At 43.5% G+C, this 12,504-nt stretch carries 4 protein-coding genes; 1 reads left to right on the top strand and 3 read right to left on the bottom strand.

The features are described from left to right. Positions 1–163 precede the first annotated feature (163 nt). Positions 164–889: a glycosyltransferase family 2 protein gene (locus EAH55_RS14945; protein WP_112570182.1), complete on the top strand. Its 726-nt coding sequence runs from the start codon at positions 164–166 to the stop codon at positions 887–889. Here the strand turns inward: EAH55_RS14945 and EAH55_RS14940 are convergent. From EAH55_RS14940 to EAH55_RS31585, 3 genes are read right to left on the bottom strand one after another with little or no spacing between them, the layout of a single operon-like run. Continuing rightward, the gene (locus tag EAH55_RS14940; RefSeq protein WP_121810368.1) at positions 876–1,628 is read right to left on the bottom strand and encodes a 4'-phosphopantetheinyl transferase family protein; all 753 of its coding nucleotides are present in this window, start codon (positions 1,626–1,628) and stop codon (positions 876–878) included. The genes EAH55_RS14945 and EAH55_RS14940 overlap by 14 nt on opposite strands. Before the next feature lie 3 nt (positions 1,629–1,631). Further along, positions 1,632–5,651, bottom strand: coding sequence for a non-ribosomal peptide synthetase (locus EAH55_RS14935; RefSeq protein WP_121810367.1), 4,020 nt, complete (start codon positions 5,649–5,651; stop codon positions 1,632–1,634). A 1-nt stretch (position 5,652) separates the two neighbouring features. After that, positions 5,653–12,342, bottom strand: a complete 6,690-nt coding sequence (locus tag EAH55_RS31585) for a polyketide synthase (protein WP_121810366.1) — start codon at positions 12,340–12,342, stop codon at positions 5,653–5,655. Between the last annotated feature and the right edge of the window lie 162 nt (positions 12,343–12,504).

Raw genomic sequence — 12,504 nt, 5'->3', positions numbered from 1 at the left:
TAAAACAAACAAAAAGAAAAGCGAGACTATGACTTTAGGCTTTTTTAAATAACTTTTAGCTCGTTTTAGCACAAATTGCATTACTAAATATAAAAATATTAAGCCAGTTCAGGTTTATACAACTATAATTGTGGCAAAAATCTACCAGGCAATAATACAATAAATGACGATACAAAAATTATCAATTATTATCCCGGCTTATAACGAAGGTAACACCATACATTTAATTTTAGATAAAATTAAAACGGTAAACCTGATCAACGATATCGAAAAAGAAGTGATCATTGTAAATGATTGCTCAAAGGATGATACCGAAGCCGCCATTTATAAATACAAGCTTGGTAACCCCGAAATTAACATCCAATACTTTAAACATGAGGTAAATAAAGGCAAGGGGGCTGCCTTGCATACCGGTATCTCCAAAGCAACCGGCGATTACCTCATTATCCAGGATGCCGACCTTGAATACGACCCTGCTGAATATAACGATCTGTTAAAACCTGTAGTAGCGGGTTTTGCCGATGTGGTTTACGGTTCGCGCTTTATGGGGAGCAATCCTCACCGCATCCTGTTTTTTTGGCATACCATAGGTAACAGGTGGCTTACGTTTGCCTCAAACTGGTTTTCCAATCTTAACCTTACAGATATGGAAACATGTTATAAATTGTTTAATACCAGGATGATCCAATCTATTAAACTTACTGAAAAGCGTTTTGGGTTTGAGCCCGAGGTAACCCAGAAAATTGCCCGTGTACCCCGGATCCGGATCTATGAGGTGGGTATTTCATATTACGGCCGTACGTACGAAGAGGGTAAAAAGATAGGATGGAAAGATGGTGTAAGGGCCATTTACTGTATCCTGAAATACGGCTTGTTTAAATCGAAGTAAGATCGGTATCGTAAAACCTTAGAGCTGGCTCAGAGTCACTTTCGTAAGCTAATGTTGCCAGATTATCGCTGTCAAGTTTAAAGCTCACCAGCTTTATTGCTTCAGCTGAATTAACAATATCACTGTTTGTTAGATGATCGCCATCAAGGGAGGGGATGTTTTTAATCCTCTCGTCCAATCCCTGACTTGTGAGTTTTGTTGTAGCTTCTTTGCGCGTCCAGAGGAGGACAAACTTTTCTATCGACTCGGTTTGGTTGATAAAGCGGATTTCATCGGCACTGAAGTTGTCAGCAAGGATTTCTTTAAAGGCAAATGACTGGTCGATTTTCTCTGTATCGATACCAACTTTTGTTTGGGATATGGCAATGGTCACCCACTCATCTGAGTGAGATACGTTATAATTTACAATAGCCCCTGTTGTTTTTACGAAGGGCTTTTTATTGGGGCCTATCTCAAAACGGATATTTTCGGGCTTTTGAACCAAATACTTGCCTAAAATGATCCTTAGCGCGGCGCGGCTCACTATAAAACGTTGCCTATCTTTTTCCTGGTAATATCTGCCTGCGCGAGTTATTTCATCGGGCAGCAGCAATGTTTTAAGCTGCCCGATAAGCGAAAGATGGTCAGTAATCTTAATTCGCCATACATCAATATTAACGTCGATAGTTGGGTTGGGATTGGCATTTTGCAGCCAATCAACAGCATCGAGATAGTGTATTGCTACCTTTACTGTATCCATAACTTATTTCTTAGCAGCTTCATTGAGGCAATTTTGCAAAATTTTTGCAAAGATCTTGTCGTTAGGCGCTTTAAAAATTGAGTTATGCTCACCGGGAATAGGATGCACGTTGATACCTTTTAAAGCATAAGGTTGCCAGCCAAGGTATTCAAAATCATCCATGTAAAAGGTATGGTTATCAGCCCTGAACAATTCAATGGAGATATTGTAAGGCTTCAGCTGATAATTTCTTTCGGCTTGCTGGTTCATCTCATCTATCTTGTTTGAGTAGCCAAAAAAGCCTTCCTGGTTTTCATTTTTCTTAAATCGCCATAAAAGCCTCGTAGCATGGCGTTTAATGTTTTTTGTTTTGTCGGCTATATTTTGTGAAAGACCCTCCGGTGTTAAAAGATTATACTTCAGCTTACGTAAAAAGAACTTAGCCCGTTTGGTTTGCATGGTAAGCCACGGATCAAAAAATGGCGAACGGTATGCATAGGTATCAAACATGGCAAGCATTTTTACCTTTTTGCCTTGTGCCTCCAATTGTATGGCCATTTCATAAGCTATGATGCCGCCAAAAGAATACCCCGCAAGTGCATATGGTCCGTCGGGGTTTTGTGCTTGTATAGCGGAGATATAATGAGCAGCAATATCTTTAATCTCGGTAAGCGGTTCATCAACGCCGTTAAGCCCCTTAGCCTGTAAGCCATAAACCGGTTGGTCCGGGTGCATATTGATGGCCAATGCGTTAAATAACAAAACGTTAAGACCAGCCCCATGCACAATGTACAAAGGTGTTTTACTGCCGTTTGGTTTTATAGGTACCAGCGAATCCCATACTATGGATTTACCATCCATTTCAAGCATGAGGGATAGCTTTTCTATCGTGGAGTTTTCGAAAAGCGCGGCCAGGGGCAAACGTTTCTCTGTAAGTTTCTCAATGCGGGTCATTACCTGTACCGCGATAAGCGAGTGACCTCCCAGTTCGAAGAAGTTATCGTAAACGCCGATGTTCTCAATCCCTAAAAACTCACTCCAGATATCGGCAATCATTTTTTCCACGTCTGTGCGTGGTGCTACATATAAATTGATGTTTTCAGCAGTAGGAATAGCATTATTTTGGATCAGTGCTTTTTTATCAACCTTCCCATTTGGCGTAAGGGGGATGGAAGCAATAATGATAAAATCATCAGGTATCATGTAGTCCGGCAGGGAGTTTTTTAACGAAGTCCGCCAGTTTTTTATCAATGTGGATTCCTCTTCGGTAATGTAGTTGTCGTTTATAACAATATAAGCAACAAGTTTATTCACGCCATTTCTATCAGGCTGGGCTACAACCACTGCCTGCTTTATGTCTGGTTTGTTAATCAGGTGATACTCTATCTCCCCGGTTTCAATCCGATACCCACGGATCTTGATCTGCGTATCAGCACGGCCAAGGCATTCAATTTCACCATTATCCATAAACCTGCCTAAATCGCCGGTACGGTACATCTTAGCTCCCGGTTGTGCTGAAAAAGGATCTGCTATGAATTTTTCGGCTGTAAGTTCGGGCTGGTTTAAATAACCGGCTGCCAGGCCATCGCCACCAATAAATATTTCGCCTATGGTACCGGTATCCAGTGGATTAAGGTTCTTATCTAAAATATAAATTGAAGTATTATCGATAGGACGACCAATCGTAATCGCAAGATCTTCGGCCTTGATTTCCTTAATAGTCGACCAAATGGTAGTTTCGGTTGGGCCGTAAACGTTCCATAAAGATGATGCTTTGCCGAGGATCCTTTCGGTCAGTTCCTTAGGAAAAGCCTCGCCGCCGCAAATTACCTTTACCGGGGTATTTGTATCCCAACCTGCTTCAAGCATAATTCGCCAGGTATATGGGGTGGCCTGCATGGTAGTTATCCCTTCCGCACGTATAATATCAAGCAACGCGCGACCATCTTTTGCAGTAGCTGTATCGGCAATAATCACCTGGGCGCCACTCAATAATGGCAAAAAGAGTTCGAGTCCGGCAATATCAAAACTTATTGTCGTTACAGCAAGCAATTTATCCCCGGCGGTCATTCCAGGTTCCTTTTGCATGCTGTATAGGAAGTTCACCAGGCTGTGTTGACCGATCTGAACGCCTTTAGGCATACCTGTTGAGCCTGAAGTATACAGGATATAGGCAAGATCATCACCTGTAACCGTAACTTTCGGAGTATTGGTACTGTAGTTTGAAAGTTTGGCCCACTCAGTTTCTAAGGTAAGTTCGGTAGCGTTTGACTGGTAGAGGCCTTTGTATTTTTCAGAAGTTAGCAGTACCACTGCTTTAGAGTCGCCGAGCATATAATTGATCCGCTCGAGTGGGAACTGGGGATCAAGCGGAATGTAGATACCGCCGGCTTTCATAATACCCAGTATAACCGCCAGCATTTCTATCGAACGATCAATAGCAAAGGCAACCTTATCACCTTTTTTAACTCCCTTATCAATCAATAAAGCGGCTAACTGATTGCTGATATCATTTAGTTGCCTGTAAGTAAATGATTGTGTACCAGATTTTACTGCAACCGAATCACTTTGCCAGTTGATGAGCTGATATAAGGCTTTATCTTTAGGGTGAGCTATTGCCGTATTGTTCCAAACCTTGAGCTTTTCTATCAGCTCTTCCCGGTTAGAAGCGGGTATGGCACCTATTAATGTATCTGGCGCGGCTACCAGTTCATGGAGCAAAAAGCTAAATTCATCCATCATGGTGCGGATAGCATTTTCGCTGAATAACTGTGTGTTATATGACCATTCTAAAACTAAAGCTTCATCGCGACCCGAGATATTGACAAAGATCTCGAAGTTTTCATACTCACGCGGATTACTTATCAGATGATGCTTCAATCCATAAAAATTAACATCATCGTCCATCCCCATATCAATGTTAAACATCACCGGCACCAACGGAACCCGTGAAGCATCTCGGGGGATACTTAGCTTTTTAAGTAATTCGCCGAATGTGTACAACTGGTGATCATACGCATCGAGAATAGAGGAGTTGCGCTGTTTAAGATAACTGCGGAATGATTGATCGCCTTTTGGATAGCTTCTTAACGGAAGCAGATTGACGCAATGCCCTACCAAGTGGTAATTACCCGTGGCTGATTGGCCTGCGGCAGGTAAACCCAATATGATCTCGTCCTGCCCGGTTATTCTTTGCAGAAAAACTTCAAAAGCAGCTAATAGGGTGGTCACAAAGCTACTTCCGTTTGTCTTGCCCAATTGCTTCAGCGCCGAAGCAAGATGCTTATCAAGATCAAAATCAAGGCGATTGCTTTTATAAGTACGTACCGCCGGGCGAGGCAGATCGGCAGGCAAATCAAGCTGATAATTGCTTCCTTTAAATTCGTCTAACCAGTATTGCTCGTTGTTTTTATATTCCTGACTATCAGTAAATAAAGATTGTTCGTTTGAATAATTACTGAATGAAGACGCTTCCGATAATTCAATATATTCACCCTGGGCATAAGCGGAATAAAGCTTGCTTAAATCCTGCATCATGATACCTATTGACCAGCCATCGCAAATAATGTGATGCGCTATAAAAGTTAACCGGTGCTCGTTTTCATCCAATTTAATTAACTGAACTTTAAACAAGGGGCCGACAACCAGGTCAAAAGCAGTAAACGCGTTTTGGTTATTTTGCTCGGTAATAAAGGATTGCTGTTCCTCAGCACTCTTTCCCGACATGTCGGCGAACTTAAAATCAAGCGGTAATTCTTTATAAATACATATTGATTTACCATCGGCACTAAAAGCAGAGCGTAATGCCTCATGCATATTAGTGATTTCCTGTAAAGCTTCCAACATTGCCTCCTGGTCAAGCTGACCGGAGAGCTGTAACGAAAAAGATTCGTTATATGCACAGTTGGCTTCATTGCCGCCAATAATGCAGGACGCCCAGATCTCTAACTGAGGTTCGGTTGATGGCGCTATTGCGATAAGTTCAGGCCCCGCAAAAGGATCAAATTCAACCGGTATAATATCGTATAAGGTATTTGTAGTCAAGTTAGTTATTGCTGATCGTTACCTGTAAATATTTTCCTGGATTATTTGCATCGGTTACAAACCAGCCAGGGTTACCATCTTTATCGCGACCTAATTTTGCACCCGGTACAGGAGGTTCTGCAGGCAGGCCATTTTTAGCTGGTTCTGTTTTTACCGGTTCCGGTTTGTTAGTCGGCATAAAACCAGCCTCAATTAGCTCATAAACGCTATCGCTGAAAGCTTTGATGATCTGATCAACCTCTTCATTGGTATGCGCTGCTGTAATAAAGCAAGGGAACAGATCCCAGATATGGATGCCTTTAAGGCGCATCAGCGTAAACAGCAGTTCGCCGTAAGGCAGTTCGTAGTCAAATTTAATTTTCCATAATGAACCGAATGATGGGATATGCAACGGCAAACCTTCTTTTTCGCAAATTTCGTTTAGGGCATCTGCCAAACGTTTGGTCAAGGCATTAAGACCTTCCTGCAGGGCCGGACCTTTTTCCTTCATGTAGTTCAATGATGCTTTTGCGGTGGCTAAAGCCAAAGGATGTCGTACAAATGTACCTGCAAAATAGGTTACACCGGCTTGAGGCGATGAGTCGTCACCAAATTGCCAGTTGCCTCCATCAAGCGCATCCATGTATTTGCTGATACCCGCAATAGCGCCAATAGGCATACCACCGCCAATTACTTTACCGTAAGTACCCAGATCGGCTTTAATGCCAAACATGGCCTGTGCACCACCCGGGTGCATCCTGAAACCGGTGATCACCTCATCAAATATTAAAACGGTTTCCGACTGCCGGGTAATCTCCCTCACACGTTTTAAAAATTCAACAGGGCGGAAGTCTGGTCGACGGCTTTGGGCCGGCTCAACCAATACTGCTGCTAACTCATGCGCGCGTTCGGCTATAATTTTTAATGACTCTTCGGTACCATAGTCAAGGATCAGCATATTCTGCACCACATCGGGCATAATGCCCGGCGCAGCAGGTACGGTTTTTAATTTTTTAGTGCCACGAACAATAACTTCGTCGTTAATGCCATGGTATGAGCCATTAAATGCAACAATAAGTGAACGGCCGGTTACGGTACGCGCTATGCGCATTGCACCTAAAACTGCTTCGGAGCCGGTATTACACAAAGCAGCACGGTCAAAATTGGTAAACTCGCATATCAGTTTACTAACCTCACCCGCAAGTTCATGCTGTGGACCTATTTCGTATCCCTTTTCAACCTGCTCTAATACAGCTTGTTTTAATACATCGGTTTGGTAGCCAAGAAAGTTTGAGCCAAAGCCGTTTAATGCGTCTATATATTCATTACCGTCGATATCCCAAACACGATTGCCCTTTGAGCGGTTAACTACAAGCGGGTAAACAATCTCTTTGGTTAAAGGGCGGAAACCACTTACCACGCGCGGATCTGCCATGTATGGTCTGTCCTTTTGTGTTTGGGCTTTACTGCCTTTTGTTTTGGCGTTATATTTTTCTGTAAGATCTTTTAAAAATGCCTGCTGCTTATCGGTTAAACCCTGTACCTGTTTTTCGATACGTGCTGTTGCGCCGAAAGGTTTTTTTAATTCAACTTGCTCTTCAGGAGTAAAATCAGCAGCAAGTGAAAGTAAGGATTTAGCCGGCGTAACGGCAGGGGCTGGAGCATTATAAGTTTGCTGAGGCGGCGCCTGTGCGGCGGGTGCATTGCTTTGTATATAGGATAGCTGATTGGCCAGCAATTGCAACTGTTGAGATATTAAACTGATGGCGATGTCGTTGCTCCCCTGATTGGCGATAGGAAAGGCCGGAGCTCCGTTGGTACTAACGGTCTGCACATGGTGCTGAATTGCGGGTTGTGCACCTTGGTTAGTTTCGCCATGTTGAAACGCGGGGTTTACAGCAGGAGCAACCTGCGGCTGAAATGCATCGGCTGGTAAATTGTTATCCAGGTAAATTGCAAGCAGTTCGAGGCTACTATATTCTTCAAACAGTTTTCTGAACGTAATAGGTACGTTGAAGATCTTTTTTAGATTGGTAGCTATTTGTGTAAGCGAAAGCGAGTCGAAGCCTATTTCAATAAAGCTCATGCCCGTTGCTGCCATATCTATTTCAATACCGGCAGCATCTTCAAAGATCTCTTTAAGTTTATCAATTAAAATATCCTTCCTCATCAGTACAGGTTGCGTAGGTTTTGTATTTGTTTGTTGTTGGGTTAAGGTTTCAGGGACAATATTTATCGTTACGGCTGGTTCAAGCCAATACCGTTTATGATCAAAAGCATAGGTTGGGATGTCAATTTTTTTACGGTTTTGCGCTAAATAAGTTGCCTCCCAATTAGGTTGGATACCATTTAGCCATAGCTGGCCCAAGGCTTTTAACGAGCTATGATATTCTGTTAAGGTATCAGTTTGTTCAAAGCCCGCTATTACAGGGATATTCTTACCTGCGTTATGCTGACGGGCAAGCGTAGCTAATATGTTTCCCGGGCCACATTCAAGCAGCAAGCGGCTATCATCTTCCGCAATGGTATCAAGGGCATCGGCAAAACGAACGGTGTTACGCAGGTGTTGTGCCCAGTAATCAGGATCCGTTGCTTGCGCTTCACTTAACCAGGTGCCGGTTACAGTGGATACAAGAGGTTTAACCGGCTTGTTCAACTTTACGGATTTAACTACTTCTTTAAATGGCCCAACAATATCATCCATCATTAATGAATGGAAAGCGTGACTTGTTAAAAGCAGCCTTGCCGGAATTCCTTTTTCAGATAGCTCTGCCGCAAATGCTGTAATTGCACTCTCATGGCCTGCCACTACGCAAAGCTTTTTACTGTTTACTGCTGCTACAGAAAGCCCGGCAGGTAAGATGTCTTTTAGTCGTTCTTCTTCAATGCGTACCGAAAGCATTTGTCCGTGCGGAGCGCTGCTTACCAATCGTGCCCGTTCTGATATCAGTTTTAAAGCATCCGGCAGACTGAACACTCCGGCCAGATGTGCGGCTACAAACTCGCCTATGCTGTGCCCCATTAATATAGCGGGTTCAATGCCTTTGCTTATCCATAAGCGGGCCATAGCATATTCTAAAATGAATAGTGCCGGCTGGGTGTATAATGTGTTTTTTATTCTTTCTGCCGATTGCGGGTTTACAGCATCAGCAAAGATTATCTCAAGAAGATCGGTGTGTATAGTTCCCTGCAACAGATTAATACATTCATCAACCGCATCTTTAAAAACAGGTTCGTTCTGATACAGGTCATGACCCATATTTACATATTGCGACCCTTGTCCGGGCAACATAAATACTACCTCGGCAGGAATAGTGTTGAGCTTTTTAACAGATGAAGGATCTGTGTTTGAAGCATTGAGCTTTAATATCAGGTCGTCAGCATCTGTTGCCACTATAAAACGGCGATAATTAAAATCTGCACGTGTTGTTTGCAGCGTGTAAGCTACATCGTTAAGGTCAATACTTTTATTTTTCTGTACAAATGCGGCAAGTTTCCCGGCGTATTGGGCTAAGCTTTCTTCGCTTTTGGCCGACCAACTGATCAGCTTTGAAGGTTTGCCCGCAGCCGGTTCAATAGTTTCTGTTGTTTTATATTCCTCCAAAACAACGTGCACATTGGTGCCGCCTACACCAAATGAACTGATACCGGCACGTTTGAGTTCAGCATTCCAGGGTTTAAGTTCAGCGTTAACAAAAAACGGCGTATTCTCTATGTCGATATTAGGGTTAATCTTTTTGAAAAACAGCGACGGAGGGATTTGACTATGCCTCATAGCAAGCACGGTTTTGATCAGCCCGGCAACTCCTGATGCCGCGGTAAGGTGGCCAAAGTTACTTTTAACCGAACCTATAGCACAAAACTGATTTTGCTCCTGCTCGCCGAAGGCAAGGTTTAGTCCTTCAATTTCTATAGGATCACCTAATGGGGTAGCGGTGCCGTGCGCTTCTACATAACTTATGGTTGATGCATCTACTCCGGCATCGGCAATGGCCGCGGCTATGGCGCCGGCCTGTCCATAGGCGTTTGGTCCGCCGAAACTACCTTTTTCAGCTCCATCGTTATTTACGCCAATACCTTTTATTACGGCATAAATGGTATCGCCATCGCGCTGGGCATCGTCAAGGCTTTTTAAAAGCACTACGCCTGCGCCATCGCTAAAGACAGTGCCCGATGCTTCGGCATCAAAAGGGCGGCAATGCCCATCGATGCTCATCATTGCACCTTCCTCGTAAATGTGGCCGCTTTTAACAGGCGATGTTACCGATGCAGCGCCTGCGATAGCGACCTGGCATTGCCCGCTACGGATGCTGTTTACAGCCTGTGTAACGGCCAAAAGTGATGTTGAACAAGCCGAATATACCGCAACAGCAGGCCCTTTCAGGTTTAATTGGTAGGCCGTACGGGTAGCTATGTAATCCTTTTCATTTAAAGTACGTACCTGGAAATGACCAACAGTTTCAACAATCTCGGGGTTGGTTAATACATTGTTGTTGTAATAGGTGTTGTAACCACAGCCTGCAAATACACCGGTTAGTCCGTCATATTTTTGAGGCAGATGGCCTGTTTTCTCTAATACTTCCCATGCAAGTTCTAAGAATATGCGCTGTTGCGGGTCCATCAGTTCGGCAGCACGAGGATTAAAGCCGAAAAATCCCGCGTCAAACTCATCGGCGCCGTTGATGATGCCTCTCGCCCTTACATAGGCAGGGTTATTTTTTTCGTAAAGTGGAACGTATTTGTCTAATTCTTCCTGGGTAAAAAAGCTGGTGCCTTCGCGGCCATCGGCAAGCATTTGCCAAAATTCATCAATGGTATCAGCGCCCGGGAAGCGGCCTGCCATGCCAATGATGGCGACATCTGTATTGGCATCTTTCGCCCTCGTTTTTTGTGTCGAAAGGAGGGCGGTTTGTTTGCTTGCGCCGCCGATCAGCTTTGCGATACCGGCAATAGTTGGATATTGGTATAGTTTGGTAATTGGAACTTCGTAGCTAAAGCGCTGTTTTAGTAGCGCTACAGTCTTTAATGCAAGCAGGGAATTACCACCCAATTGAAAGAAATTATCATCGATGCCTACTTTATCAAACTGCAACAGCTCAATTAAAATGACGGCTATATTTTTCTCTGTTGGGTTTGATGGTGCTTTATAGAGCACATCGAGTTCGGGGCGTTTAATATCCGGTTTGGGCAGTGCTTTTCTGTCAACCTTGCCGCTGGTTGTTTTGGGTAATTCTTTCAACCAAACGTAAGCTGAAGGCAGCATAAAATCAGGAAGTTGTTCTTCGAGAGATTTGCGCACAGCTTCAGTATCTTCTTTATTTCCAGATGCTACAAGATAAGCTACCAACCGTTTTTGACCTGCGGCATCTGCGGGGGCGGTTACCACTGCTTGTTTTATATTTTCAAGCTGACTGATCAGCACTTCAATTTCACCAATTTCTACGCGGTTACCGCGGATCTTAACTTGTGTATCCCTGCGGCCAAGATATTCGATATTGCCATCGTTCATAAAACGGGCAAGGTCGCCGGTGCGATAGATCCGGATGGTTTTATCACCTTCTTTCCAGTCGATAAACTTTTCGGCTGTCATTTCGGGCCGGTTCAGGTAGCCGTTTGCCAGGCTTATACCCGAAACGCACAATTCGCCGGTTTCGCCGTCGGCCACTCTTGTGAGGTTTTCATCAAGCAATATGATCTCTGTGTTACTGATAGCAACACCTATGGATGGAAGTGGAGGCCATAAGGAAGCATCACCGTCCAGTCTTAACTCGGTAACTACGTGAGTTTCTGTAGGGCCGTACTGATTAAAAAGTACACATTGAGGAAGCGCATTAAAAAAGCTTACTATTTGCGGGGTGATCTTTAACTGCTCCCCGGCAGTCATTATTTCTTTTAAGGAAACCGGGATATGATTATTCGCTATCGCTGCCTCTGTAAGGTATTGCAATACAACAAACGGCAAAAATATACGGTTGACAGCATGCTTATCAATAAACTGTAACAGTTTAACCGGGTCAATCCGTAGCTCTTCATCTACCAAAAACAAAGTGCCACCGGTACCTAACGTAGCGAAGATTTCCTGGAAAGATACATCAAATGTTAAGGGTGCAAATTGTAAGGTATTGATGCCCGCGGCGGAGATTGAGTTTTCCTGCTGCCATAACAACAGGTTAACCAAAGCCGCATTGCCCATTGATACTCCTTTTGGGGTTCCGGTTGAGCCTGAGGTGTATAACACATAGGCTACATCAGCCAAATGAGTTTGCTGGAATGATTTAGTAGTAGGCTCAAAAGTTCCGTCGGCAAGCAGGATATCGACAGGCAAGCCCTCAAACAGATGCTTTTTATCCGAGGCCGCGATACACGCCTTTATACCCGAATCGGTAATAATGGTTTCAAGGCGATCTTTTGGATATTCCGGATCAAGAGGTAAATAACCTTTGCCGGCTTTTAGTATGGCCAGTACACCAATTATGGTATGAATGCTGCGGGTTGCACTAATTCCGATTATCTCCGAATCCGGATAAAAAGTTAAGATAGCGTCGGCAAGTTCATCGGCTTTTTTGTAAAGCTGATGATAGGTAACACTATCAGTGTTATGTACAACAGCAACGGCATCGGGTAATTTTATCCGCTGTTGTTCAAATAGGTCGTATACAGTTGGGGCAATAGATTCCCCACTTTTTAAAACAATCCCCGGCTCAATACTCATCAGGTTCAATAAGGTTTGACCGTTTGCAACGGTCGGAATATACTTTATAAATTAGTTGACAGGTAATTCAAAAAGCAACTGAAGATAAATTCTCTTAATGCTATCTTCTTTATATTAATTATTTTGATGCCCCCTTTTTATTTATTCAATGTATTAAACTAT

Origin of the sequence: Mucilaginibacter kameinonensis (genome assembly GCF_003675385.1) — a bacterium.
GTDB lineage: Bacteria > Bacteroidota > Bacteroidia > Sphingobacteriales > Sphingobacteriaceae > Mucilaginibacter > Mucilaginibacter kameinonensis.
Note: the sequence above shows the minus strand (reverse complement) of the source record. Positions and strands in the feature narration are given on the sequence as shown.

Bases quoted from the DNA above. Each gene is read 5' to 3' on its own strand.
- EAH55_RS14945 (WP_112570182.1), top strand. From the start codon at position 164: ATGACGATACAAAAATTATCAATTATTATCCCGGCTTATAACGAAGGT.
- EAH55_RS14940 (WP_121810368.1), bottom strand. From the start codon at position 1,628: ATGGATACAGTAAAGGTAGCAATACACTATCTCGATGCTGTTGATTGG.
- EAH55_RS31585 (WP_121810366.1), bottom strand. From the start codon at position 12,342: ATGAGTATTGAGCCGGGGATTGTTTTAAAAAGTGGGGAATCTATTGCC.